This window comes from Rhodococcus koreensis (genome assembly GCF_900105905.1).
Lineage (GTDB): Bacteria > Actinomycetota > Actinomycetes > Mycobacteriales > Mycobacteriaceae > Rhodococcus_F > Rhodococcus_F koreensis.
Window position 1 is genome coordinate 532,535 of the sequence record NZ_FNSV01000005.1, and the last position, 26,339, is coordinate 558,873.

A 26,339-nucleotide genomic window follows, 5' to 3' on the forward strand; every position below is an offset into this window, starting at 1 on the left:
CACATCATCCGGGCAACCGGGCATCAGATAATGTGAGGCAATCATGTCCTTAGCACCATCGCGCGTGACACTGCCGGATTTCATCGATTCGCGGCCAGTGAGTCGATACCAGTACATCGTGATCGCCCTGTGTGGGGTGGTCATGTTCATCGACGGCTTCGACACCCAGAGCATCAGCTACATGGCGCCCCACATCGCCGAGGAGTGGGGCCTGTCGAAACAGGTGCTCGGGCCCATCTTCTCCGCCGCTCTCGCCGGTCTCATGGTCGGCTATCTGGCGCTCTCGCCGCTGTCCGAGCGGTTCGGCCACCGCCGGATGATCCTCACGAGCACGGTCATCTTCGCGCTCGGCACGTTGGCGGCGGCCTGGTCACAGAACGTCACCGAACTGATGGCGTTGCGCTTCATCACCGGAATGGGGCTCGGTGCCGCCGCGCCGAGTGCCATCGCACTGACGGGCGAATTCAGCCCCAAGCGTCTTCGAGCAACCTTCGTCCTGGTGATCTATTGCGGCTTCTCCCTCGGATTCGTCGCGGCAGGGCTGGTCTCCGGTTGGCTGATCCCGATCCTCGGCTGGCGGTCGGTACTCGTCGTCGGCGCAGTAGCACCGCTGCTCCTGCTCCCGGCGTTGCTGCGCTACCTGCCGGACTCACTCACCTCAATGATCAACCGAGGCGCGGAGCCCAACAGAATCCAGGCGATCTTCCGCAAAATGGATCCCGCCCTCGCCGTCGGCCCCGACATCACCTACGAGGCCGAGAAGCGGACCGACGGACAACGCACTGCACTGAGGAGCCTGTTCACCCGTGACCGGGTCTTGGGAACCCTGCTGCTGTGGCTGGTCTTCGTCATCAACCTCGGCGAGTTTTACGCGCTGCAGAGCTGGCTACCGTCGATCATGACGAGCCTGGACTACGACATGGGTACGGTGGTCACCGCCACCACCCTCACGACTGTCGGCGGCATCGCCGCTGCATTTGTCACCGGGCCCTGTATGGACCGACTCGGCGCGTACGTCACCCTCGGAACCGTTTATGTCGTCGGATTCGCATTCGTTGCGCTGACCGGTGTCGCCTTTACGGCGCCGTTGTGGGTCCTATTGACGGCCAATTTTTTTGCGGGGGTCTGCATCAGCGGTGGACAGAAGAGCCTCATCGCGCTGTCCGCGGTGTTCTATCCGACACCGATGCGGTCCACCGGGGTTGGATGGGCGTTGGGTGTTGGCCGCCTCGGCGGCATCGTCGGGCCGATCGCGGTCGGAGCGGCACTCGGCATGGGCTGGTCCGCCAGTGCAGTCTTCTACGCAATGTCAGTCCCCATGCTCGTCGCCGGAGCTGCGGTCTTCCTCCTCGGCCGCTGGGTCCGAAGCGACAATCACCCCGATCGCAAGTCGGCAGAAAGTCATTCGCTCGCCCGCAAGTAGTGTGGATCGGCAACACCGGCCGGGTGATCTCAAGGCCTGCGATCTCCAGCTGGGTCGGCTACCACGACCGCGGTGCACAGGCAACGCGCTGCCACCCCGCCTGGGCGATGTCACCCCCTTCGTGATCTCGCGGCCGTCCAGTCCGAGACCGAGCTCGCCGAACCGTGGGACGGCGGTACCGTGGATACCGAGGACATTCTGGGCCGAAACCCAAAGACCCGGCCTCGGCGTCGAACCTCGGATTTCGCGTTCACCGCCACACCCCAAGGGCGAAGATCTGCAAACTGTTCGGCCGCCCGGCCTGGACGGCACCCGGCGCTGTTCCAGGCCCTCGACGGCCCGAGTTCTGGTGGGTCATCGCAAAAGTACAAGACGTCAACCTTTTGAAAAAGTGGAGTCGGCGGACGAACTCCATGGAACCCGCAGTTCGTCAAGTCAAATGAGCACCCAGTTCCGTTCCCGGGACGCCTCGCAGGCCTGAAAATGGGGTCGGGTCGCCCGCCGACGCCGACGTTTTCTTGGGAGTGTAAGCCCGTAAATAAGCCTGGCGCCGGGGCCCGACCTTGGAAGGGTCACGCACTGTTGCTTCGAGCACGCCGGTCAGAATTTCGGATTCCCTCGACCGAGGCCCCCAGGCGGCCCGCCCGTGGAGAGTTCCGACGCGACTGGAGGACAAACAAAGTGGAGCCGGAACTGGAAGAGATTCCCGACGATGATCACGAGTTGGTGATCGATCGGGTTGCTGCGATCGATGTGGCCAAGGCGGCGGGCAAGGTGGTGGGACGTCAGCGCCGCCCGATCCCCGTCGCCGGCGCACACGTGACGGTCGCTTCAGCGCGTCGAGGACGGCGACGTCCTCGATGGTGGAGGGCACGGTATTCCTCGTGGTCGGCGATCTGCCGCATCGTCTTGCGCAGGATCTTGCCCGAGCGGGTCTTGAGCAGCGCCTGCACCACCGTCAGCGACGCGTCCGGGAACCACCGGTACATTCGCCTCCCCCTCGTATGTCGCTTGCCAGGGTGATGGGACCACCTCGTTGCCACGAGCATTGGACCATCCGTAGGTGCCATCGAGCATCGCCTTCTGAACTGCCAATGGGACTGCCCCGGCTCTGGTTGACACCCGCGCAACCACCGAAGCCAGATCCACAAGAGCAAAAAGCGCGCATTGCAATATTGAGTGCGATCCGGAAGCGCCCTCGGGGAGACCAAAATCGCTGGGCGGGTTGCCGATTCGACTTGTCATCTGCAGACCTACCATCTGCAGACCTGTCCGGCGCGGACCTGCTCAAGGCAACTTTGACCCACGCGGACCTGACTGACGTGTTTTAGAGCGCATCTGAAAACTCGGGGTGATCGGCGTGTGACTGGTGAGGAATGGGTGAACTCCTGGTAGGTCAGTAGGTGCTTACGCCACGACCCGACCAGGAATTCACTTGCCATCATCGCTCATCGCACTGTGTCCGTCATGCCCTACCCCGGATCCGGGGATCGGGCATCGGTGCGCGGTCTACTCGTCATCCTCGGTGACCGATGCTCAATGGGCGATTCTCGAACCACTGCTTCCTCCACCCGGCAACACCACCGGCAGCGGTGGTCGTCCCGAAAAGCACTGCCGCCGTCTGCTACTCGATGCGATCTTCTATGTCGTTCGAGGTGGGATCGCCTGGCGGCAGTTGCCGGCGGAGTTTCCTCCCGCGACCACGGTGTACGCGATCTTCGTCCGCTGGGTCCGCGCGGGAGTATGGCAGCGGATCCACGACGCGCTGCGCGATCGAGTGCGGGTCCAGGGCGGCCGCCACCCGTTGCCGTCCGCGGCGATCGTCGACACCCAATCGGTGCAGGGCGCCGACACCGTGCCCCGGTCGAGTCGTGGATACGATGCGGGAAAGAAGACGAACGGCCGTAAACGGCACATCGCTGTGGACTCGAACGGGCTGCTGCTGGCGGTCGTGGTGACGATGGCCGGGATTCAGGACCGTGACGGCGCGTTCCGGCTGCTGGCTGCGTTGCGCGCCCAGTTCTCGACAATCAGCCTGGTCTGGGCGGACGGTGGCTATGCCGGACGGCTGATCGACTGGTCGAAACGAGTTGTGTCACTGACGGTTCAGGTCGTCAAGCGCACCGACGATGTCAAAGGGTTCAGGGTTCTTCCCCGTCGGTGGGTGGTCGAGCGGACCTTCGCCTGGATCTGCAAACACCGCCGATGCGTCCGCGACTACGAGACTCGACCCGACCACCACGAAGCCATCGTCTACATCGCCATGATCGCGACCATGTCACGCCGACTCGCCCGCACAGCGTGACCCGAGCCAGAGTTTTCAGATGCACTCTTACACCGACGAAACGGTATAGCCAGCCGGTTTCACTCCTCCACCGAGCCGCGTAGCACCGACCGAACGTTGGGGCGATCGGTTCCCGGTAGCGGAACGGCGGATTCTGGCGGTCATCACAACAGCAGTCGTTCCATCTCTTCGATGGGTGTGCGAAATTCTAACCGTTTCCGGGGACGCTCATTGAGTTGCCGTGAGACCCACTCCAGGTCCGCTTTCGAGTGCACACTCAGGTCCGAACCTTTGGGGAAGTACTGACGGAGAATGCCGTTCGTATTCTGGTTGGTCCCGCGCTGCCAGGGTGCGTGTGGATCACAGAAGTAGATGTCGATCCCGGTGGCCGCGCTGACGCTCTTCCAGTCCCGCATCTCCGAACCCTGGTCCCACGTCAAGGTCCGGCGCAGGCTCGTGGGCAGCGTCTCGAGCTGTTCGGTCAACGCGGGCGCGGTCTGCTCGGGCTTGTATCCGTCGGGCAGATGAACGAGCATGACGGTGCCGGTCGAACGTTCGACGAGTGTGCCGATCGCGCTCAGATTCCGTTTGCCGACAATGAGATCACCCTCCCAATGTCCCGGTACTGCACGGTTTTTCACGTCTTTGGGGCGGTCCGCGATGTTGGCCATGTCGGGGATCCGATTCTTGCGCTGGCCGGCCTTCCGACTGGGCCGGCGCAGCCCACGTCCGGTCCGCAGCGATCGGGTGAGGGTGTGTTCGAGTCCGCCGCGGGCGGGTTGGTAGAGCGATTGGTAGATGGTCTCGGTGCTCACCCGCATCTGTGGATCGTCGGGGAAATCGAGTCGGAGGCGGCCCGCGATCTGCTCGGGTGAATGGCGCTCGGTCAGGGATTTCTCCACCGTCTCACGTAGCGACGGATTGGTGGCGAGCTTGGACGGCTTGGGCCGCGAGGCCCGATGGTAGGCGGCTGCGTGAGCCGATCTGGCTCGGTACCGCCCGGACGGCTCACGATTGCGGGCGATCTCGCGTGAGATCGTCGAGGGACTCCGGTTCAGGGTTTTCGCAATGTCACGAAGCGTGTGACCTGCGGCGATGCCGATGGCGATCTCTTCCCGTTCCGCGAACGTCAAACACCGGCCCTTGAGGTTGCGGCCACGCCGGGGACGCACCCCACCGCATGCCGCAAGCCACCGAGCACCCTGCTTGCGATACGAGCCGGCCGCCTCGGCCGCGTCCGTGATGAACTCACCCGCAGCCATCCCGGCCCAGAACGTCTGAAAGATCTCCGGAACCATCCGATGAGAATATTTCGCCATGTGCAACACCCTTTGATCAGTGGTGTTGCGATCACCGCACGAACCCAAGGAACGCCTACCGGGGCACCGTCCCGGAAAGGGGCGTTCACCGGCATAGGCAGTAGCTTCCGAACACGGGCCTACCGAACTGTCCGAAGCTGGGACAGTTGGCGGTGGCGGTTGTCACAAAAATGACTTCTCAGTGACCTGAACCACAGAAAGGTATGAGATGTCGACTACGGCTTCTGCGCCCACGGAAACTTCGGCAACGGAATCGCTCGAACTGGATGCGCTGATCATCGGCGCGGGGGTTGCCGGTCTGTACCAGCTGCACCAGCTCCGCGAACAGGGTCTGCGAGTGCGGGCCTACGACACCGCCGGCGACGTCGGCGGCACGTGGTACTGGAACCGCTATCCCGGTGCGCGCTTCGATTCCGAGGCGTACATCTACCAGTACCTGTTCTCGGAAGAGCTGTACAAGAACTGGAGTTGGAGCCAGCGTTTCCCCGGCCAACCGGAGATCGAGCGCTGGATGCATTACGTCGCAGACACCCTCGACCTTCGCCGCGACATCCAACTGTCCACCATGATCACCAGTGCGCACTACGACGAGCGGGCCGACAAGTGGATCGTGCGGACCGATCGCGGCGAGACGATCACCACCCGGTTCCTGGTCACCTGCAGCGGAATGCTCTCGGCTCCGATGTCGTACGTGTTCGAGGGCCAGGAAGAATTCAGCGGGCCGATCTTCCACACCTCCCGCTGGCCGAAAGAGGGCGCCGATCTCGACGGCAAACGTGTCGCCGTCATCGGCGTCGGTGCCACCGGCATCCAGGTGATCCAGACCGTGGCCGACAAGGTCGAACATCTGAAGGTCTTCATCCGCACACCTCAGTACGCCCTCCCGATGAAGAACCCCACCTTCGACGAGTCGGACGTGGCGGCGTACAAGAGCCGGTTCGCCGAGCTGAAAGAAACATTGCCGAATACGTTCAGCGGCTTCGAGTACGACTTCGAGCACGTGTGGGCGGATCTGACACCGGAGCAGCGCAACGATGTACTCGAGGAGATCTACGAGAACGGCTCGTTGAAGCTGTGGCTCGCCTCGTTCGGTGAGATGTTCTACGACGAGGAGATCAGCGAAGAGATCTCGGAGTTCGTTCGGCGCAAGATGCGCGCACGGCTCCAGGATCCCCACCTGTGCGACCTGCTCATCCCCACCGACTACGGCTTCGGAACACATCGTGTGCCGTTGGAAACGAACTACCTCGAGACCTATCACCGCCCGAACGTCGAGGCCATCGGAGTCCGCGACAACCCGATCACCCGGATCGTGCCCCAGGGCTTGGTCCTGGCCGACGGAACGCTGCACGAGGTCGATGTCATCGTGATGGCCACGGGCTTCGACGCCGGCACCGGATCTTTGACGCGGATCGACATCCGCGGGCGCGGCGGCCGGGCACTGAAGGACGACTGGAATCGCGACATCCGCACGACCATGGGCTTGATGGTGCACGGCTACCCCAACATGCTCACGACCGGTGCCCCTCTGGCGCCTTCCGCGGCACTGTGCAATATGACCACCTGCCTGCAGCAACAGACCGAGTGGATCGCCGAATGCATCCGGTACATGCGGGCGCACGACCACACCGTCATCGAGCCGACGCGGGCCGGTGAAGACGAGTGGGTTGCCCATCACGACGAGACCGCGAATGCCACGCTGGTCTCGAAGACGGACTCTTGGTACAACGGCGCCAACGTCCCGGGCAAGCCTCGGCGAGTGTTGTCCTACATCGGCGGAGTCGGCACCTATCGGGAGAAGACCCTCGCCGCAGCGGCCGCCGGGTACAAGGGTTTTCAACTGAGCTGATCCGACATCCATTTCATCGGTCCAAAGGAGGACGACAATGATCGAGAACCCGTACTACACAGACGAATTTCATGGCGATTACGAACTGATCGGCATCGGACAGCTCGACTTGGAGGAAGGCGGTTCCATCCCCGACTGCCAGCTGGCGGTGGCAACCTTCGGCGTATTGAACGAGGCCAAGGACAACGCGATCCTCATCCCGACGTGGTATTCGGGTACACACCAGATCTGGCGGGATGTCTACATCGGCCCCGACCACGCGCTCAACCCGGAGAAATACTTCATCGTCTGCATCGACCAGATCGGCAGCGGGCTGTCGGTCTCCCCACATAATGCCGCCGGCGCCAACGCCGGTATTGCGATGTCGAAGTTCCCGCACGTCCGCATCGGCGACAACGTGGTCGCGCAGGAGCGACTGCTGCGTGAGCACTTCGGCATCGAACGCCTCGCCCTGGTGACCGGCGGGTCGATGGGCGCCCAGCAGACCTACGAGTGGGCGGTGCGCTTCCCCGACAAGGTGCTGCGCGCCGCGCCGATTGCGGGCACAGCACAGAACACGCCGGGCGACTTCCTCATCGCCGAGGCGATGCGCGAAGCGATCCAGTCGAGTCCGGGCTGGAACGGCGGGGAATACACCTCCAACGAACAGGTCGTCGACGGGCTCATCCGGCAGGCCCACATCTGGGCCATCGTCGGATTCTCCACCGAGTTCTGGAAGCATGAGGGGTGGCGGGCGATGGAGTTCGACTCCAAGGAGGCGTTCCTGAGCGGATTCCTCGAGCCCTACTTCACTGCGATGGACCCCAACGCGCTCCTCACGCAGTCGTGGGCGTGGCAGCGCGGTGACGTCGCCCGCCATACCGGCGGTGACCTGGCGGCAGCACTCGGCCGCATCACCGCCAAGACCTTCGTCATGCCCATCGACGAGGATCAACTGTTCCCGGTCCGGGACTGTGTCCCGGAGCAGGAATTGATCAAGAACAGCGAACTGCGGGTCGTCGAGGACACCCTTGGTCACTTGGGTCTGTTCGGTGTTTCACCGACCTACATGCCCCAGATCGACCGGCACCTCGGGGACCTCCTCGACATCGAGGTCTGAAGCCGGGCCGGGCGCGGCGTCGAGCTTGATCGACACAGCCAGCTCATCCGCCGCGAACCACCCGGTCGCCCGAGTCCAATAATCCTGCTGTCTGACAACCCTTTCGGAGAAAATCGATGCACCATCTGATCGTCTGTTACGGCCACCCGGACGAACCCGCGTCCTTCGACCAGTACTACAGCACCACCCATCGCCCACTGGCCGACAAGATCCCCGGTGTTCGCACCTGGCACGCCGGCAAGGTCAGCGCCCTCGACCAGTCGCAGGCGCCCTACCACCTCGTTGCCGTCTTGAGCTTCGACTCCCGGCAGGCACTCGACGACGGACTCGCCTCACCCGAAGGGCAGGCCGCCGCCGCCGACATCGGAAACTTCGCCACCGGCGGAGCCACCCTGTTCGTCACCGACGACTTCATCCCCTCCGCCTGACCTGAGGCCGCGCACATCCCGGACCGTGAACGCCCCGCGGTCCGGGATGCGCCGTTCGGTGGCTCCGCCAACCACCCGTCACACGCAATGTCCGCTCTCTGGCGGGTCATTTCCGAATACGGAGCGAAAGCCCTGTTCACCGCCCTACCGCGCTGCGCGCGGTCAGAAAGGTGGATCCCGAGGCGGCCGAGGTGGCGCACTACGATCTGTCGAAGTTTCGGTCATTGTTCCTGGCCGGTGAGCGGCTGGACCCGGAGACCTACCGGTGGGCGCAGGCCAAGTTGGGTGTACCGGTGGTCGACCACTGGTGGCAGACCGAGACCGGATGGCCGATCGCGGCGAGCCTGCGCGGGTTGGAACCGATGCCGATCAGGCCGGTTCGCCGTCGGTGCCGGTGCCCGGGTACGACGTGCGGATTCTGGACGAGGACGGCACCGAGATGGGGCCCGGTCAGGAAGGCGCGGTCTGCCTGAAGCTGCCGATGCCGCCGGGCACCTTGCCCACCCTGTGGGGCACCGACGAACGGGTATGTCGCGTCCTACCTGACGCGGTTCCCTGGCTACTACCTCACCGGTGACGGCGGATACCTCGATGATGACGGCTACCTGTTCGTGATGGGACGTACCGACGACGTGATCAACGTCGCCGGGCACCGGCTCTCCCCTGGGTTGATGGAGGCGGTGCTGGCGGCGCACCCGGCGGTGGCCGAGTGCGCGGTGATCGGCGTGGCCGACCGGTTGAAGGGTCAACTGCCGCGCGGGTTCGTGGTGCTCAAAGATGGAATCGACATCGATCACGACACGCTGCAGGGCGAGTTGATCGCCGCGACGCGTCGAGACATCGGCGCCGCGGCAGCCTTCCGGCAGGTGACCATCGTGGACCCACTGACGAAAACGCGATCGGGCAAGATCCTCCGCAAGTCGATGCGGGCCATCGCCGACGGCCACGACGAGCCGGTCCCCTCCACCATCGAGGACCCTGCGGTGCTCGACGCGCTGAGACCGACGCTCCGCGGCGAATAGCTCGGCGCTGCGAATCCGCAGTGCCGGCATCCGCCCGGACGGTCGGTCGCGGGTCGACGCAGGTTTCCGATGTCCTATTCTGGGACACTCAGGGAAAGTGACCTGCGACACAGTAGTGGGGTGAGTCGGAGACACCAGGACGGAGATTTGATGGACAGCGACCCTAGGCGGCGGCGAGTGACTACCGATCGTCGCCCCGCTTCATCCCTGTCCGCAACGGACGAGGTCTCCAGCTTCATCGCCCAGTCGTGGCAGCGATCTCGTCAGGCGGGCGTGGTGCCGGACGGTTCGAGCCCTCCTCGTCTCCAGTTCGTCGAAGACCTCGACCTGCGTCGCCGACTGGTGCAATGCGCCTCACCGATCCTCGATCGCCTGCACGACGACCTGTCCGGAATGTCACTCAGCGTCGCGCTGACCGACGAGCATGCCCAAGTCATGCTGCGGCGCGACAATGATCCTGTCCTTGCCGCCAAGCTCGACAGCGTCTATTTCGCGCCCGGGTTCAACTACTCCGAGGAACTCATCGGCACCAATGGCGTCGGCACCGCCCTCGAGACCGGCATGGCCGTCTACGTCGACGGCCGCGAGCACTTTCACGAGGCAATCCACGATTTCACCTGCGCCGGCGCGCCCATCCACAATCCGATCCTCGGACGTGTCGAAGGATTGATCGATATCAGCGGTCTCGCCCGAGAGGCGAACCCGCTGATGCGTCAACTCGCGCTCGGGGCTGCACGGGACGTCGAGTCGGCACTGCGTTCGACAGGATCGGCGAAACAACAGCTCGTGCTGGGAGAGTTCCTCGCAGCCTGTCGACGTCGACAGGTCGCGGTGTACTCACTGAGCTGCGGCGTCTTCATGTCGAACACCATCGGTTCTCGCCTGCTCGATCCGATCGACGAGGCGTTCCTCCGCGAGGAAGCACATTCGCTGCTCGGCCCCTCGCGGATCACCCAGCTCGCCCTTCACCTCCCCTCGGGCGGCACCATCACGGTCAAGCGCAACATCATCGAGGACGGTGCCGAGGTCGCGGGAGTGATCCTCGAAGTTGAACGGCCTCCGCACCCCAGGTCCTCGACCACGCACCACCGCAGCCTTCCTGCGCTGCCCGGATCGACCGGATCCTCACCGCAATGGACCCGGTGCAGCAGGGAGCTGATCTCCCTGGCATCCACCGATGCCAACACGATCCTGCGGGGAGAAGGTGGAAGCGGCAGGCTCACCCTTGCGCGCGGGGCACATCTGTACAAGAACCCCCAAGCACCGATTGCCGTCGTGGACTGTAACCCCACGGAATCCGTCGAGGAACGCCTGAGAAACGCGCTGGATTCCGCCGCCACCACCGTCGTTCTCCGCGATATCGACCTGCTCGACGCACGCCTGGACCAGGCCGTCTCCGATGTGGTGTCCACCGATCAGCGCAGCTATCCGGCACGGTGGATCGTTGCCACCTCTTCCACCGACGGAGATCGGCTCCTGCACTCCGCCCTTGCTCGCAACTTCACCACGACAATCGATGTCCCCGCGTTGCGACACCATCCCGGCGACGTACCGGCAATCATTCGAATGTGCTTGGGGCAGCTCGCACCTCACCGCGACGCCGACATCCCCGACGACGTGTTACGGGTGCTGAAGAAATACCACTGGCCGGGCAACATCACCGAACTCGTGGACACGCTCAAGCACGCTCTGCGCGCCAAGCCGGCGGGGGTGATCACCGCAGTCGACCTGCCACCCGCACTCAGTTCGGCGCCTCGGCGAACGATGACGGCGATGGAGAGCGCCGAACGCGATGCCATCGTGGTGGCGCTCCGCGAATGCGGCGGCAACCGCGTGGCAGCCGCGAAATCACTGGGGATCGCCCGGTCGTCGCTCTATCGAAAGATCGACACCTTCGGCATTCACCTGTGACCTCCTCGGCGCAGGCTCATCGGTCCAGACATCCGATGTCTCGACGCCGGAAGTCGACGATCACGACCGAGGGTGTCGTGAATCTTCATAAACCTGTCCCGCTGGTTCTAGTTTCGCCGCACCGCCGGGCAGAGAGGCCGCACCGCCGGGCAGAGAGTGTGACAGCAGCGCTCAGCAGATCGCAGACCGCGACGGCAGGGCAGTACCGTGGATCACCTGATCCCGGGTGGGCAATGCGGCCCGCGGAATGGAGAAGACGATGACAGCACGAGACGACGAATACCGGCTCCTGAACTGGCGGACCACGAAGCCGCAGGCGAGAGGGTGCAGCGGTGGGAGCAGATGCTGTCCACGACCCACCTGCCGTGGTCGGTGACCGTTCCCGACGACACCTCGCGGCCGTTCGACGCCTACGTTCGGCGCTGCGCTGCCGATGCTTGTACCGAATCCCTATTGTGTAGTGCACGCTCATCGGCGTTGGTTGCAGAGTGACTGGCCAGACCAGAGTCCCGGACTTCACGGCAGGTGCAGGCTCGTCGGGAAACTGCTGCCGTAGACGAATAGCTGTTGAGTGATGCTCAGCTGCCTACCGTGCGGTTTCGCCACCAAAGAACCTATGTGCCGGGACGGCGGTTGCCGTCGATGCTGTCGTGAGGAGCCCCCCGGTTGAGAAGTGGACGTTCCCGTTTTCCCGGGCGGTGTTGGTCCGTGCGCCGAGCGTTTTCAGGGCCTCTTCGACCGGGGCGTTGCCGAAAGCCTTCGCGATCCGCTGGTGGAGCGCGACGACTCTCTTGGTCTCCAGGAGGAATTCGTTGAGATCGCGCTCGACAGTCGCTCGCCAGTCTTCGAACTTCAGGCGTCGAGTCTCGTACTCGTTCCACTTGTCGGCGAAGTTTTCACCGTCACAGGCGGGGTTTTCCACCCAGTACCGCCCGCTGCGCTTTTCGATGTGCTCGGGCATTCGCTGTACTGCGCTCATGGTCGCGTCGACGAGGTCCGTTTCGCCCTCGTATCCCTTGCCGGCGAGGGTCGTGATGAGGCTGGACGGGGGGCGGTCGTCGAGGTCGTTGGCGAAGTAGATGTCTCTGTGTCGCTTGAGGATTTGTACGACGCGGTGGAGTGGGGTGCGTACGCGGTGATTGGGCACTGCGTCGACCGAGCCGTACGAACTGGCCAGTATGGCGCGTTCTTCCTCGAACTGCTTGGCGCACTGGGTGCGGAACCACTCGACGTAGGCCAGCGGGTTGGATTTCTGCCAGTTCCGTAGGTTGCGGTCCGTGAGCTCGATCGCGGTCGCCGATGGGGAATCGGCATCCGGAATGGCGGGAAGCACGTCCATGTGGAAGTTGTCGTAGTGCAGGCACCAGGAGCGTCGGCCTTCGGAGACTTTGCCGGGGCTCTCGCACGCCTGACCGTCATGATCCTTGCGGTAGTCGTCAAGCAGTGCGCCTACCCTGTTTTTGAGTTCCTGCTGCGTGGTAGAGGTCTTTGCGACGTCGAGTTGGGACACGAGGTCCAGGTCGTACTCGTTTCGCTCTCCCACACACCCCAGGCAGCCTCCAGGATCGACCACAACCGGCGCAACGACCACCCCGATAGGGAAGACCGACCCGGCGGCACCCGTCCCGGTCGACAACCGCAGGGAGCTACCGCCCCGACCCCGGGGTCGCAAACGAAAAGACGTGTTTGCAGCACCCCCGGACCCGGCACGGTCCTGACGCACCCAGCCGACGGGACGCCCACCACCTCCACACCCGCCCTTGCAGGCACCCTGCAAACCTGCAAAACGACCCGCAACCTGCAAACGCCCCCCTTCGGACCTAGGAGTTCGTCGTAGATACTGCGGCGCGGGGCCGGCTTTTTCGCGCTGAGTGCGACGAGGTTCGCCGTGGTTGCGACGAACTATGGATGCCGGCGAGCCGCCAGGGCAGTAATGGCTGCTATCGCGACCACAGGTGCACACCGGCGGGGCGGAGGCGTTCGGGGGTCTCGCCTTAATTGTGCACCGTGCACTACTGCTCCTATGAAGTTCGTCATCGCAGCCAATGTATTGCGCAGTAGCCCGCCGTAGTGTTCCAAGTCACATACATCCATCTACTGCACAGGAGTGCACATGGCACCGGCTTACCTCCCTTGGCTGCTGGCTGAGCCGTTCGGGTCTGCACCCGCGATCCGAGACGACCTCCGCGAGTTCTCATTCGAGCAACTCGACGCGAGGGTGGCCGCCGTTGCCGCCCAGTTCGCCGGACGAGATGTGGGTCGTGGCGACGTTGTGGCCGTGATGCTGCCCAACCGCAGCGAGCTTGTCGTCGCCATCTTTGCCGCCTGGCGCCTTGGCGCCGCCGTGACTCCGGTCAACCCAAATTTCACCGAACAGGAGGCCACCCATCAGATCGCCGATGCCGGCGCCACGCTGGTCGTGAACGCCGGTCCCGGCGCCCCCACCGGCGGCAAGCCAACAATCGCCGTGGACGACCTCGCCGAACATTCCACCGGGGAGGTGCCTGCACCGGTCGTACTCGCAGACAGCGACATGGCCCTGGTGATCTACACGAGCGGCTCCACCGGCCGACCCAAGGGCGTCATGATCACACATGGCAACGCCGACGCCATGACGGCTTCGATCGTCGAGGTGATGGCGCTCACCACCAGTGACCACTGCCTTCTCATCCTCCCGCTGTTCCACGCAAATGCGCTCATGGTGAGCCTCCTCGCGTCCCTGCGCGTGGGCGCCCAACTGACCGTGGTGGGCAAGTTTTCTCCAGACACCTTCTTCCACGCCGTCGAGAAGCACCGCCCCTCCTACTTCTCGGGCGTCCCCACCATCTTCGCGCTCCTGGTGACCAAGGCCGCCGAACGCGACACCGACCTGTCCTCGCTGCGCTTCGCCATCTGCGGCGCCGCCCCCGCCACCCGCGAACTGCTCCAGGCCTCCGAGGAGATGCTCGGAGCCCCGCTGCTGGAGGGCTACGGCCTCACCGAAGCCACCTGCGCGTCCGCCATCAACCCCCTCGTCGGCCTCCGCAAGATCGGCACGGTCGGCCCATCCCTTCCCGGTCAAAGCATCCGGGTGGTCGACGATGAGCTGCGCGACGTGCCCACCGGCGAGACCGGCGAGGTGCTGATCACCGGACCCGTCGTGATGGCCGGCTACCTCGGGAACCCCGAGGCTACCGAGAAGACCATCGTCGACGGCTGGGTCCGCACCGGCGACGTGGGCGTGCTCGACTCCGACGGCTACCTGACCCTGGTGGACCGCATCAAGGACATGATCATCCGCGGGGGAGAGAACCTCTACCCCAAGGAGATCGAGAACGCGATCGGCAGTCTGCCCGGTGTGCTCGAAGTGGCCGTGATCGGCAGACCTGACGACGTGATGGGAGAAGTGCCTGTCGCGTTTGTGGTCCCGTACCCGGACGCCTCACTGACTCCCGAGACCGTGATCGAGCACTGTCGCAACCTGCTCACACGGGTCAAGGTGCCCGTCGCCGTGGACATCGTGACCGAACTCCCCAAGAACCCCGTGGGGAAGATCGACAAGCCCGGACTGCGCAAGGCGCTCGTCGGCTGACCTCGCGCGAGGGCGAGGCCACTCCGTCGTCGTACGACCTCCCCGTGTCCCTTCCGTCCCTTCTTTTCTCATATCGACAGTCGACGATCGTCGATTTTCGTTTCTTCGTGCCCAAACGCACCACTCAACTCGCCCCAGGAGGAGTCATGGGTTTTCGCCAAGCCGACGTTCCCGACGTGGACCCGGCAGAATTCGAAAAGATACCGACCATGGAGCGGATGAAGCTGCTCTGCCTGCACTGGGTGGACTATGGCTTCGGCGCCCCCAAGATCATGCACTCGTTGTACCTGGTCAAGGGCCTGTTCTTCATCATCGCCGGCTGGCTTCTCATCGGCCTCACCACTCCCGGCTTGCCGCTGCTCGACCTGGGCGCCTGGTGGGGCGAGATGATCGTCCTACAGAAGTCCATGCTGTGGGTGGTGCTCTGGTCTGCCACCGGCTTCAACGAATCGTGGGGCCCGCTGGCGTTCAAGTTCACACCCAACACTGCCGGGTACCGCTACTGGATCCGCACCGGTACCCTGCGGCTCCCGCCCTGGCCCGGCAAGATCCCGCTGACCGGCGGTGACGAGCGCAAGGCCATCGACGTGTGGCTGTACCTCGGGATGCTCGCCTCCCTCGTCGCGGGCCTGGTGTTGCCCGGCCAGCAGACCGCCGCCGCCTACAGTGAGCCCGGCCTCCTGCCGATGTGGCCCTTCATCGCCTTTATCGCCTTTCAGCTGGTCATGGGACTGCGGGACAAGGTCGCCTTCCTGGCCTCCCGCCCCGAGCAGTACTCCGTGATGCTGCTCGCCTTTGGTGTCCTGACCAACTACGCCGCCGGGCACGTGGACATGATCGTGGTAGCCAAGATCGCGATCTTCGCCGTCTGGTGGGGCGCGTTCCTGTCCAAGATCGGGCATCACTTCACGCCCACCGTGCAGACTATGCTCACCAATTCGCCGATCAACAAGTCCAAGACCCTGCGACGCGCGCTCTACCGCAACGTGCCCGAGGACCTGCTGCCCTCCCGTCTCGCCTGGTTCTGCGCACACGTCCTCGGCACGGTCGTCGAGTTCCTGGTGCCGATAGTCCTGCTCTTCACCACCAACTGGGTGGTGGCAGTGCTCGCCGCAGCGTTCATGACGTGCTTCCACGCCTTCATCTACTCGATGTTCGCCGTGGCCATGCCGCAGGAATGGAACCTCTACTTCGGCTTCCTCTCCCCGTTCGTGTTCCTCGGCTTCTTCGCCGGCGACGGCTACGCCGTGTGGGACGCGAGCAATCCCTGGATCGTGGTGGCGGCCGCGGTCTTGACCCTCACCCTGCCGATCGTAGGCAACTTCCGACCCGACCTGATCTCGTTCCTGCTGTCCATGCGTCAGTACGCCGGTAACTGGTCGTCCGCCACCATGGCGTTCCGGAACAACGGCTGCGAGGCCAAGCTGGACAGCCCCGACTTCATCACCGAGATCACCTCGCACAAGCACCAGCTGTCCAGCCTGTTCGGGCCTGAAGCCGCCGAGATCTTCCTCCAGAAGACCGCCGCCTTCCGGCTCTTGAATTCTCAAGGACGGGGCCATATGTCGCTGATGATGGATCACCTCGACGACCTGGACAATTACCGGTTTCGCGAGGGCGAGATGATGTGCACGTTCTTCGTGGGCTGGCAGTTCGGCGACGGGCACCTGTTCAACCCCTTCACCATCGCCGCCATCCAGAAGCGGTGCCACTTCGAGCCCGGCGAGTTCATCACCGTCTGGACCGAGTCGCAGCCACTGCACAAGAAAACCCTCGAGTACAAGGTGATCGACGCGGCGCTCGGTGTGGTCGAGACCGGCTACTACGTGGTGAAGGACGCGCTCGCAGAGCAGCCGTGGCTGCCCAACGGGCCGATCAACTACACCGTCACCTGGCGCGATCCCGACTATGTTCCCGCAGGGGCCAGTCCCGACTATGTTCCCGCAGGGGCCAGTCCCGACTATGTTCCCGCAGGGGCCAGTAGGGATCCCATACCAGAGGTGGCAGGCTGAACTGATGACCACCGCCGTCGTCGTCGGTAGCGGGCCCAACGGCCTAGCCGCCGCCCTGACACTCGCCGCCGAGGGAGTGGACGTGACCGTTCTGGAAGCGTCCGACTCCCCCGGCGGCGGCACCCGGTCCGGCGAGGTGACGTTGCCCGGACTCCTCCACGACCACTGCTCCGGCTTCCACCCGCTCGCGTTGGATACCGGATTCAGCCGACAGTTCGACCTCGCCGCGCACGGTCTCGAGTGGCTGTGGCCCGAGGTCCAGTACGCGCACCCGCTCCACGGCGGGCGGGGGGCCGCGGTGGTGCGGTCCGTCGAAGAGACCGCCGCGGGGCTCGGCGGTGACGGTTCCTCGTACCGCCGGATGTTCGGCCCCCTCTCCGCGCATTTCCACGACATCGTGGGCGAATTCCTCCAACCGATGGTGCACGTGCCCCGCCACCCCTTCGCCCTGGGCTGGTTCGGTGTGCATGCAGCGTTGCCGGCCACCGTGCTCGCGCGGCGCTGGCGGACCGATGGGGCGCGGGCCCTGTTCGGCGGGGTGGCAGCGCACGCGTTTCGGCCGTTCGGTTCGGTGATGTCGTCGGCGATCGGCGTGGCGCTGGGGACCGCGGCGCACCGCTACGGTTGGCCGGTCGCGCGCGGGGGCTCGGCTGCGATCTCGCGGGCGATGGTCTCGGCGCTCGAGTCGTACGGCGGACGGGTGGAGACCGGAGCCCTGGTGCGCGACCACCGCGAGCTGGGCCGGCCCGACATCCTCATGCTCAACACCGCGCCCGCCGCAGCTGCATCGGTGTTGGGCTCTGCGCAGCCCCCGCGGATCGCCCGCGCCTACAGCCGGTTCCGGCACGGGCCCGGCGCGTTCCAGGTGTCGTATGCCGTCGAGGGCGGCATCCCATGGGAGTACGAACCCTCCCGGCGTGCGGGGACCGTGCACGTGGGCGGGAACTTCGAAGAGATCGCCGCCGCCGAACGCGACGTGGTGCGCGGCGTGATGCCCGATCGGCCATTCGTGTTGGTGGGGCAGCAGTCCGTCGCGGACACTGGGCGTGCATCGGACGGGGTGCATCCCGTCGACGTCTACGCCCACGTGCCGTCGGGTTGGAGCGGCGACGCCACCGAGATCATCACCGCGCAGATCGAGCGGTACGCTCCGGGCTTCCGAGCGCGGATCCTGTCGACGCGTTCGCGGTCGGTGGCGCAGATCGAGCAAGCCAATCCCAACTACGTGGGCGGCGACATTATCACCGGTGCGAATACGGCCCGGCAGTTGGTGTTCCGTCCGCGCGTGACTCTGCAGCCGTATGCCACCGGCGTCCCCGGCGCCTACCTCTGCTCGGCCGCCGCCCCACCCGGAGCAGGCGCGCACGGCATGGCCGGCTGGAACGCCGCCCGCGCCGCGCTGGCAGACCTGGCGCGATGACTGAGTCTTGGAGCCTTCCAGGCAAGCTCAGCGTGGATCCGCAGAATCTCGAGCGGCTCCGTGAACTCACCAGGAAGATCGGGGAGCGCCTCCAGCGAGAGACCGATGCGATCAGTCACGGGATGACCGCCGAGATCGCGGCTGCGGTCGGTGAGCTCGACGACCGGGCGATGCGTGACGCTCTCCACTCCAGCGTCACGGACAATGTCGAGGTCATGATCGATCAGCTTGCGCACTCCAAAGCGGTGTCCGACCTGCCTTCGTTGCCGCATGCGCACCGGTACGCCGAGGAGCTCGCGCGGCAGGACGTTCCCGAGTCTTCATTGCGTCGTGCCTATCACGTGGGATCCCACTACTTGCTGGCTCGCATCTTCGACCAGGTGCAGGAGATTGACTGTCCGCCTCACGAGCAGCCGCCGCTCTACCGTCACCTGGCGGGCTGGCTGTACCAATACATCGACGCGATCACGCGCCAGGTGATTGCCACATATCAGGAGGAGCAGCGGTCCTCCCACGAGCGGGCTGCGCGCACCACTTTCACCTGGGTCAATCGTGTCCTCGAGGCCGAGGACGTGTCCCCTAGAGAGTTCTCCGCTGCCACCAAATACCGGCTCGACCAGGTACACGTGGCATGCCGAGTGTGGGTCGACGATCGCGCCGACCAGCCCGCGCATACCCCCGCGCTCGCCCCTCTCATCGACCAGGTCCGCGCGATGCTTGGAGGTCGCGACGATCCACTCGTGGTAGTGACCGGTCGGCGCGAGGCGGACGTGTGGTTTGGTGGCGTGCACCGCGTCGACACCCGTGCTTTTGACTCGGTGGTAGCTTCTGCAGGTGGGTCCCGCCTCGCATTCGGTTCACCTGGGTTCGGACCGGCCGGATTCCGCGCAAGCCGGTCCCAGGCGCACCAGGCGTCGCGGATCGCGCACGTCGCAAGTGACCCGACCGCGCGCGTGACCTCCTATGCGGACGAGGGGATCCCGGTGATCTCCCGACTCATCGACGACCTCCCCGCCACCCGCGCCTGGGTTCACGATGTGCTGGGGGAGTTGGCGGTCGACTCCGACGCCGCCGCTCGTCAGCGTGACACCGTACGCGTGTTCCTCGAGTCCGCGTTCAGCTACTCAGCGACGGCGTCGCAGCTCATGCTCCACCGCAACTCGATCCGCTACCGGCTGGAGAAAGCCTCGCTGCAACTGGGCCGCGGCGTCGCCGACAAGCCACTCGACACGCAACTCGCGCTGGCCCTGTGCCGCGTCCTCGGCTCAGTCGTACTCGTGCCCGAGAGCGGGCCCGGGACAGCCGGCGCATCATCTCCCGCGCGGGAATGAGAGCCACCGGCTATAGCGTTTCGGGTTGGGTGTTTCGGGCGTGGATTCGGTGCTCGGCAACGCGTGGTCGCCCGACGCGGTCGGGTGGTCGTCGGGGTCCAGGGCCGCGAAGGTTGATTTCCTTTCGTCTCGATCGTCGGATTGGTGCTGGTCAGTGGGGGTCGGGGATTGCGTTGAGACGGGCCAATGCGGATCAGCAAGTCGATCCAGGGTGCGTGGGCGGACAGCCGCAGGTGCACTTTTCGTGCGTGGCGGGCGATGCGGCCGGCGGTCGCGAACAGGCGTAGTCGTAGCCGTTTTGGCTCCCACCGACTGGCTTGGTCGTCGGTGAGCGCGAGCTTCTGCATCCATGCAGTGACCTCGACGGCGAGGGCGACGAGGGCGAGCCAGATCCGATTCTGATCGAAACCGTGCAGCGGAAGGTTCTCGAGGCCGGTGTCTTTCAGGATGCGGATCCGGTCTTCGCAGCGTGCCCGGCGCCGGTGCCGCAGTTCCAGATCGGGCAATTGTCCACCTTCGGTGTTGGTGACGAACGCGGTCAACCGCAGCCCGTCACGGTCGGTGAAGCGCAGTTGTGCACCGGGGTGTGGGCGTTCTTTGCGGACCGTGACTCGCATCCCGTCGGGCCAGCCCGGCAGCTCGAGCAGACTGGTTACCTCCGTCACCCAGGCGCCGTCGCGGGGTTGCCCGTCGGCGTTGTAGGCGGGGATCCAAGCGTGTTCGGAAAGGGCGTCGATGGCGGTGACGATGGTGTCGGTGAGACCGAATCCGATCGAGTACGACAACTTCTGTGTGGTCAGGTAGTCGATGAGGGCATGGGTGCCGCCGGCCGCGTCGGTTCGGATCAGTACCATTCAGGTGAATGGCAGGCGGGCGCATACGAAGTCGTGCACGTGTAGACATCGATGGGACTGGGTCGACGCGCCTTCTGGTGCGTCGCAGTTCGACGTCCGGTGTGGCGGGGGGAGGCGATCATCCACGTCCACTGAACCGTCTAAGCTGCATCGGATCTCGGTGACGGCACCGGCAGTAATAGAGGAGTTCGTGGTGGCCACAAGGCGGAAGTTCGGTTGGGGGCTCGGGGCGGTTGCGGTGTTGGCACTGTTCGGCAGCTGCATCGACGAGGACTCCCGATCGGAGCGATCCGTCACTCAGGCCGCTACACCTTCGGCTCGCACGGCTACCGCCGCGCACGTTCCGGTGCCGCAGCGGCCTGAGTGGCGGGGATCGGTTCTCGAGTACGACGTGGCCGCAGGGTCCGGACCTGGTCTATTCATCGACGTGGACGGACAACGAACCCGTGTCGATCTCAGTCATGTCGGTGCGGTGAGTTGCGGCGGGTATGCATCGCTGGAGTCGAATCGTGCTGCGGTGTTGGGTCGGTTGGCGGAACTCGCGCCGATCGGCACCGGGGTGCGGGTTGTTCGTGCCACCTCGTCCGCTGGGGAAGCCTGACTCCCGGTGGGTACGTGTATCTGAGCGCGCCTGCGGACGGCACGTCGGAGATATCCACCACGACCACACCCGCCCCGACGACCACGCCCACAACGACGCGTGTGTCGTCCACGACATCCACCTCCTCCACCACCTCAACGACCGCCCCCGCGGCGGCTCAGTCCTCAACCGACTCCGATGTGCTCCTCAACGAGATACTGCTCGCCGAGGGGTTCGGCACACTCGACATGCCGGACATCAACCTTTCCGCTCTTGCCCCGATCCCCCTCGACCAGCAGCTCGCATCGGCCGAGAAATCCAACGCGGCGGCCACGAACGCTGCGCGCTGGACCAGAATGTTGACGGCATATCGGGCATGCGTGGGACACCCGCTCGGGGCTGCAAGCAGTGTGCCGCAACGACGATGACACAGCGATCGTGAAAGCGGATCAGAAGGCGGAACTACCGGTTGCGTGCCGGACCCGATGGCCGGCTCTACACCAGCGACGACGACCACTCGATGTACAAGTTCGACGAGAACGGGAACATTTACGTCGAGGCGCCCGCCTACACCAGCAGTGGCGGTGGCGGTGGCGGTGGCGGTGGTGGTGGTGGTGGCTTTTGCCGCCGTAGCCGTTGGTGCTGAGACTGAGCGGGGCCCGGGAGCGACGCGAACCGTTGCAGTGTCCCGACGAAGTCCGCCGCGGTCATCGCGATCGGGCCCTCCGAGAGATCAGCCCGCCCTTGCGCACTCACCGTGACCGCACCGACACGACGGGACGGCGGCGTCTCGGCAACGCACGCCGTGAGCCCCCTCCCGTGTCGGCGATGTATACCGGCTGACCGATACACATGATCCGGTTTGTCTGATTACATGCCCTGGGTGAAGAAGACGACCTTTGCGATAACCCTGATCGCCGGCGCTGTGCTCGTGACCGGATGCGGAAGCAGCAAGACCCAGTCCAGCACCACACCGACCACGACAGCGTCCGTTGCACGAGTCGTCGACGCATCGAGTGCCAGACCGGCCACCACCTCACGACCGGCACCGACAACGACCACGGTTGCCGCGCCGGTCAGCACCTCACCGGCTGCCGTGCAGCCGGTCGCCCCGGTCGTTCCCACCACCACCACCATCGCCGTGGCGCCACCACCGGCGCCGGTCGTGATTCCGACGACCCCACCCGCGGCCCTCCCGCCCGTACCGAAATCGACGGTCAGCTACGGATCTTGCGATGAAGTGCGAGCCGCCGGCGCCGCACCGATCTACAAGGGTGAGCCCGGATATTCGACGAAGCTCGACCGCGACAAGGACGGAATCGCCTGCGACAAATGACACGTCGCGAAGCTCCCTGAAACGTCGCCCGCGCTCGGCGCACTCGGCGGCGCCCCGTGAGGACCGGACGCACACAGGACCGCAGTGTCAGGCTTGCATGCGCCAGCTGAGCTGATCCGCACCACCTCCGCGAATCCCACAGTCGGGCCGTCACGCCCCTGAGTACAGTCGACCGGCCACACGCGGATAAGTGCCGCTGATGTGGACGACATCGCCGTCCATCACTGTTCCGGTCTTCGTGGGTGCCACCGTCGCCGTTCCGCTGCTCGGCGATATCTCAGGGTCCAGTTCACCCCAGACGACACGGGGCACGCACGTGCCTCGGCGTGCAGATCGCCCGCCGACCGTCGACGTCCGCTGCGTGTCCGGCCGAGTCATTTACTGGGTATACAGACAGCGCGCACGCCTTCTGGTAGCACCAGAAGCAAATCCAGTCGAGGTGTCGGGATAGCTCACTACTCAAGGCAGGCAACCGTTCACGCGCCACGCGAACCTGTTTGCACCGAAATCGCGAGTCCTCTCGCACGCCTGGATCGTCACGATCTATGGTGAGCGTGCTCGAACATCTGCGGGGGTGGCAAACATCTGTATGCATGCCCCTATCCCCTGTGTGAAAGGACCCCCATGGGCGTCACCCTTGCCAAAGGCGGCAACGTTTCCCTCGACAAGCAGGCCCCGAACCTGACCGCAGTCGCGGTCGGGCTCGGCTGGGACGCGCGATCGACCACCGGCCACGAATTCGACCTGGACGCCAGCGCTCTGGCAACCGGCGAGAACAAGAAGGTCCTGTCCGATCAGCACTTCGTGTTCTACAACAACCTGCGCTCCCCCGACGGGTCGATCCAGCACGAAGGCGACAACCTCACCGGTGAAGGCGACGGCGACGACGAGGTGATCAACGTCGACCTCAAGGCCGTGCCGCCGAACATCACCAACATCTTCTTCCCGGTCTCCATCCACGACGCGCACCAGCGTGGCCAGAGCTTCGGGCAGGTCACCAACGCGTTCATCCGCGTCGTCGACCGCAGCACGGGCAACGAACTGGTCCGCTACGACCTCACCGAGGACGCCTCCACCGAGACCGCCATGACCTTCGGTGAGCTCTACCGGCACAACGGGGAGTGGAAGTTCCGTGCCATCGGCCAGGGCTACGCGTCCGGGCTGGCCGGTATCGCCCGCGACTACGGTGTCAACATCTGACCCGTCTCAACGTTTTTCGGGGAGGACCCGCATGTCCGGGTCCTCCCCGGTGTTCGTCCTCCTGCAGTAGCCACCCTGCATGCCCACTAGAGAAAGGCCACGCTTCGTGGTTCTGCGAATATTCGGCTGGTCCTTCGCTGTCACAATCGTCGCGTTGATCGTCGCCGCCATCTACGGTGGACCCCAGGCCGTCCTCCTCGTGGTGATCCTGTCGATCCTCGAGATCTCGCTGTCCTTCGACAACGCCGTCATCAACGCCACCGTGCTGCGCCGGATGAGCGAGTTCTGGCAGAAGATCTTCCTCACCGTCGGCATCGTCATCGCGGTGTTCGGCATGCGCCTGGTCTTCCCCCTCGTCATCGTGTGGCTCGCGTCCGGCCTCGGCCCCGTCGCCGCACTCGACCTGGCCCTCAACCCGCCCGCCGACGGCGCCGCGTACTTCCCCGACGGCAGCGCCAGCTACGAAACCCTGCTCACCGACGCCCACCCGCAGATCGCGGCGTTCGGCGGCATGTTCCTGCTGATGCTGTTCCTCGGTTTCATCCTGGAAGAGCGGGAGATCACCTGGCTGTCCTGGCTGGAGAAGCCCCTCGCCCGCGCGGGCAAGCTCGACCAGCTCGCCGTCATCATCGCCGGCGCCCTGCTGCTGATCACCGCCGCGTACATCGCCCCCGAGGACACCGTCTCCACGGTGATGATCGCCGGCGTCCTCGGCATGGTCACCTACATCGCCGTCAACGGTCTCGGTGAGCTGTTCAACACTCCCGAGGGAGACGAAGACGGCGAACTGGTCGAAGGGTCCAAGGGCGGACCGACCGAGCTGGCCAAGGCCACCGGTAAAGCCGGGTTCTTCCTGTTCCTCTACCTCGAGGTCCTCGACGCGTCGTTCTCCTTCGACGGTGTGATCGGCGCGTTCGCGATCACGTCCGACCCGATCATCATCGCCCTCGGCCTCGGCTTCGTCGGCGCGATGTTCGTCCGTTCCATCACGGTGTTCCTGGTCCGCAAGGGAACCCTGTCGGACTACGTGTACCTCGAGCACGGCGCCCACTGGGCCATCGGCGCACTGGCCGTGATCCTGCTGGTGTCCATCGGCTACCACGTCAACGAGAACGTCACCGGACTCGTCGGCGTCGCCCTCATCGGTGCCGCCTTCATCTCCAGCCTCCTCCGCAACCGCCGCACCCTCGAACCGGTCGAGGCGACCGTTGACCGTGACGACGAACCGGAAAAGGTCACCGTCGGCTGAGGCGAGTTCTCACCACTGAGCCGTCCCAGACGACGACCGGGTCACCGTTCACCCCGCCGCACCGCCGGCGCGGCGGGGTGAACCGCGGAACGGTCGCCCCCTTGCCCGTGGGCGCCGACCAGCAGCCACACCCCTGTGCGAACGGCACCCCCATCACAGCAACTGCAGGAGAGAGAAACCCATGACTTCGCTTGTCCGCGGCCAGAACACCCCACTGACCTCCCCGCAGCTGACCGTCAACGTCGCCGGCGTCACCCCCGGGACCGTCGACCTCATGGTCTTCCAGGTCACCACCACCGGGAACGTACGCAGCGACAGCGACTTCGTCTTCTTCAACCAACCCGCCTCCCCCGAGGGAGCGGTCCGGCTCACCGGCCCCAGCACCGTCGACGTCGACGTCACCAAAGTGCCCCACAGCATCGACAGGCTGCGTCTGGCGGTGAGCATGGACGACTCCGCTCCCGGCAGCCTCGCCGCCATCCCCGGTCTCGGCGTCACACTGGGTTCGGTCTCAGCCCCAGCCCTCGGCCTGACCACTGAACGGGCCGCCGTCCTCGCCGAGATCTACCGGCGCGGTGAGCAATGGAAGATCCGGAACGTCTCCGCCGGCTGGGATACCGGCCTCAAGGCCCTCGTCACCGAACACGGTGTCGTCGTCGACGACGCCCCCAGCCACCCGCCGGCCCCCACATACCCGTCCACTCCCCCAGCCCAGCCGCCCGCGCCCGTCATTGCGCCCCCGGCGCCCACCCCCACGCCGGCGCCGCAGCCGCGGGTCCAGCTCAGCAAGATCACCCTCACCAGGGCAGCCCCCACCGTGTCCCTGGCCAAGGGCGGCGACACCGGCACGATGCGGGTCAACCTCAACTGGACCCGCGGCCGGCGGGGCCTCTTCGGCGGCAATGGCGCGATCGACCTCGACCTCGCATGCCTGTACCAACTCAACGACGGATCCAAGGGTGTCGTGCAAGCACTCGGCAACGCGTTCGGTGACCTGCACTACCCGCCCTACATCTCCCTCGACGGCGACGACCGCTCCGGCCTCAACGCGGGCGGCGAGAACCTCCACATCAACCTCGCCCATCTCGCCGACTTCAAACGCATCCTCATCTTCGCCTACATCTACGACGGCACCCCGAACTGGTCCGCCGCCGACGGCGTGGTCACCCTGTACCCACCCCACGGCCCCGAAGTGGAAGTACGCCTCGACTCCCCCGACAACCGCGCCCGATCCTGCGCCATCGCCCTCCTGAAAAACGAACGCAACGAACTGACCGTCACCCGAGAAGTCCGGTACATCAACGGAACCCAATCCGACATCTCCAAGGCCTACCGCTGGGGCCTGAAATGGACCGCCGGGCGGAAATGACCGCACCCGTGGGGACCGATCGAGAGGTGATCGCCGCCGGACGGATACCCACACCACGGAAACCGCACCGCGCTGTCAGCAC

General features: G+C 65.1%; 19 protein-coding genes and 3 pseudogenes. 17 read left to right on the forward strand and 5 right to left on the reverse strand.

Features of this window, described 5'->3' with window-relative positions; genetic code table 11:
- Positions 1 to 64: 64 nt before the first annotated feature.
- Positions 65 to 1,423, forward strand: coding sequence for an MFS transporter (locus tag BLV94_RS06835; protein ID WP_425272489.1), 1,359 nt, complete (start codon positions 65 to 67; stop codon positions 1,421 to 1,423).
- A gap of 785 nt (positions 1,424 to 2,208) precedes the next feature.
- On the opposite strand, the gene BLV94_RS48490 is transcribed toward BLV94_RS06835, so the two are convergent.
- The gene (locus BLV94_RS48490) at positions 2,209 to 2,412 is read right to left on the reverse strand and encodes a hypothetical protein (RefSeq protein WP_007297316.1); all 204 of its coding nucleotides are present in this window, start codon (positions 2,410 to 2,412) and stop codon (positions 2,209 to 2,211) included.
- A 105-nt stretch (positions 2,413 to 2,517) separates the two neighbouring features.
- Here BLV94_RS48490 and BLV94_RS06845 point away from each other — a divergent pair, with 105 nt between their 5' ends.
- A complete protein-coding gene (locus BLV94_RS06845; RefSeq protein ID WP_230990387.1) occupies positions 2,518 to 2,754 on the forward strand; it encodes a pentapeptide repeat-containing protein in 237 nt (78 codons plus the stop codon).
- Between the two features lie 158 nt (positions 2,755 to 2,912).
- Complete coding sequence (locus tag BLV94_RS06850) at positions 2,913 to 3,728, forward strand: IS5 family transposase (RefSeq protein ID WP_072943916.1); 816 nt, start codon at positions 2,913 to 2,915, stop codon at positions 3,726 to 3,728.
- Between the two features lie 143 nt (positions 3,729 to 3,871).
- On the opposite strand, the gene BLV94_RS06855 is transcribed toward BLV94_RS06850, so the two are convergent.
- Positions 3,872 to 5,026 carry an IS30 family transposase gene (locus tag BLV94_RS06855; protein WP_244163532.1) on the reverse strand — a complete coding sequence of 385 codons (1,155 nt, stop codon included), beginning with the start codon at positions 5,024 to 5,026 and terminating at the stop codon, positions 3,872 to 3,874.
- A 208-nt stretch (positions 5,027 to 5,234) separates the two neighbouring features.
- Between BLV94_RS06855 and BLV94_RS06860 the strand changes: the two genes are divergently transcribed.
- The 5 genes and pseudogenes from BLV94_RS06860 (at position 5,235) to BLV94_RS06885 (ending at position 11,335) form a co-directional block, all read left to right on the forward strand.
- Positions 5,235 to 6,875 carry a flavin-containing monooxygenase gene (locus BLV94_RS06860; RefSeq protein ID WP_011599118.1) on the forward strand — a complete coding sequence of 547 codons (1,641 nt, stop codon included), beginning with the start codon at positions 5,235 to 5,237 and terminating at the stop codon, positions 6,873 to 6,875.
- 37 nt (positions 6,876 to 6,912) lie between these two features.
- A complete protein-coding gene (locus BLV94_RS06865; RefSeq protein WP_072943904.1) occupies positions 6,913 to 7,974 on the forward strand; it encodes an alpha/beta fold hydrolase in 1,062 nt (353 codons plus the stop codon).
- A 116-nt stretch (positions 7,975 to 8,090) separates the two neighbouring features.
- Positions 8,091 to 8,402 (forward strand): EthD family reductase, encoded by a 312-nt coding sequence (locus tag BLV94_RS06870; protein WP_005564687.1) that lies wholly within the window; start codon positions 8,091 to 8,093, stop codon positions 8,400 to 8,402.
- Between the two features lie 93 nt (positions 8,403 to 8,495).
- A pseudogene (locus BLV94_RS50610) lies at positions 8,496 to 9,424 on the forward strand (AMP-binding enzyme); the annotation flags it as partial.
- Between the two features lie 177 nt (positions 9,425 to 9,601).
- Entirely contained in the window at positions 9,602 to 11,335 is a 1,734-nt protein-coding gene (locus tag BLV94_RS06885; protein ID WP_237727049.1) for a sigma-54-dependent Fis family transcriptional regulator, read from the forward strand.
- Positions 11,336 to 11,921: 586 nt separating this feature from the next.
- Here the strand turns inward: BLV94_RS06885 and BLV94_RS06890 are convergent.
- Entirely contained in the window at positions 11,922 to 12,926 is a 1,005-nt protein-coding gene (locus tag BLV94_RS06890) for a nucleotidyltransferase family protein (RefSeq protein ID WP_237723823.1), read from the reverse strand.
- A gap of 522 nt (positions 12,927 to 13,448) precedes the next feature.
- Here BLV94_RS06890 and BLV94_RS06895 point away from each other — a divergent pair.
- From BLV94_RS06895 to BLV94_RS06910, 4 genes are all read left to right on the forward strand, one after another.
- On the forward strand, positions 13,449 to 14,906 hold the full coding sequence (locus BLV94_RS06895; protein WP_011599125.1) for a class I adenylate-forming enzyme family protein: 1,458 nt from the start codon (positions 13,449 to 13,451) through the stop codon (positions 14,904 to 14,906).
- A gap of 146 nt (positions 14,907 to 15,052) precedes the next feature.
- On the forward strand, positions 15,053 to 16,918 hold the full coding sequence (locus BLV94_RS06900) for a DUF3556 domain-containing protein (protein ID WP_011599126.1): 1,866 nt from the start codon (positions 15,053 to 15,055) through the stop codon (positions 16,916 to 16,918).
- A 4-nt stretch (positions 16,919 to 16,922) separates the two neighbouring features.
- Positions 16,923 to 18,338, forward strand: a complete 1,416-nt coding sequence (locus BLV94_RS06905) for a phytoene desaturase family protein (protein ID WP_011599127.1) — start codon at positions 16,923 to 16,925, stop codon at positions 18,336 to 18,338.
- Positions 18,335 to 19,669, forward strand: a complete 1,335-nt coding sequence (locus BLV94_RS06910) for a PucR family transcriptional regulator (protein ID WP_072943907.1) — start codon at positions 18,335 to 18,337, stop codon at positions 19,667 to 19,669. Before BLV94_RS06905 ends, BLV94_RS06910 begins: the two co-directional genes overlap by 4 nt.
- A gap of 151 nt (positions 19,670 to 19,820) precedes the next feature.
- On the opposite strand, the pseudogene BLV94_RS06915 reads toward BLV94_RS06910, so the two are convergent.
- Positions 19,821 to 20,520 (reverse strand): annotated as a pseudogene (locus BLV94_RS06915) (IS1380 family transposase); the annotation flags it as partial.
- Between the two features lie 1,453 nt (positions 20,521 to 21,973).
- Positions 21,974 to 22,228 carry a hypothetical protein gene (locus BLV94_RS50615; protein ID WP_244163534.1) on the reverse strand — a complete coding sequence of 85 codons (255 nt, stop codon included), beginning with the start codon at positions 22,226 to 22,228 and terminating at the stop codon, positions 21,974 to 21,976.
- Between the two features lie 40 nt (positions 22,229 to 22,268).
- Between BLV94_RS50615 and BLV94_RS51500 the strand changes: the two genes are divergently transcribed.
- The 5 genes and pseudogenes from BLV94_RS51500 to BLV94_RS50630 all read left to right on the forward strand — a co-directional run bounded on the left by BLV94_RS51500 (position 22,269) and on the right by BLV94_RS50630 (position 26,257).
- Positions 22,269 to 22,439, forward strand: a complete 171-nt coding sequence (locus tag BLV94_RS51500; protein ID WP_255314988.1) for an excalibur calcium-binding domain-containing protein — start codon at positions 22,269 to 22,271, stop codon at positions 22,437 to 22,439.
- Between the two features lie 624 nt (positions 22,440 to 23,063).
- Positions 23,064 to 23,639 carry a TerD family protein gene (locus tag BLV94_RS06930; RefSeq protein ID WP_072943909.1) on the forward strand — a complete coding sequence of 192 codons (576 nt, stop codon included), beginning with the start codon at positions 23,064 to 23,066 and terminating at the stop codon, positions 23,637 to 23,639.
- 106 nt (positions 23,640 to 23,745) lie between these two features.
- Positions 23,746 to 24,888, forward strand: a complete 1,143-nt coding sequence (locus BLV94_RS06935) for a DUF475 domain-containing protein (protein ID WP_072943910.1) — start codon at positions 23,746 to 23,748, stop codon at positions 24,886 to 24,888.
- A 181-nt stretch (positions 24,889 to 25,069) separates the two neighbouring features.
- A pseudogene (locus BLV94_RS50625) lies at positions 25,070 to 25,519 on the forward strand (TerD family protein); the annotation flags it as partial.
- A gap of 99 nt (positions 25,520 to 25,618) precedes the next feature.
- On the forward strand, positions 25,619 to 26,257 hold the full coding sequence (locus BLV94_RS50630; protein ID WP_244163831.1) for a TerD family protein: 639 nt from the start codon (positions 25,619 to 25,621) through the stop codon (positions 26,255 to 26,257).
- The last annotated feature ends 82 nt before the right edge of the window (positions 26,258 to 26,339 follow it).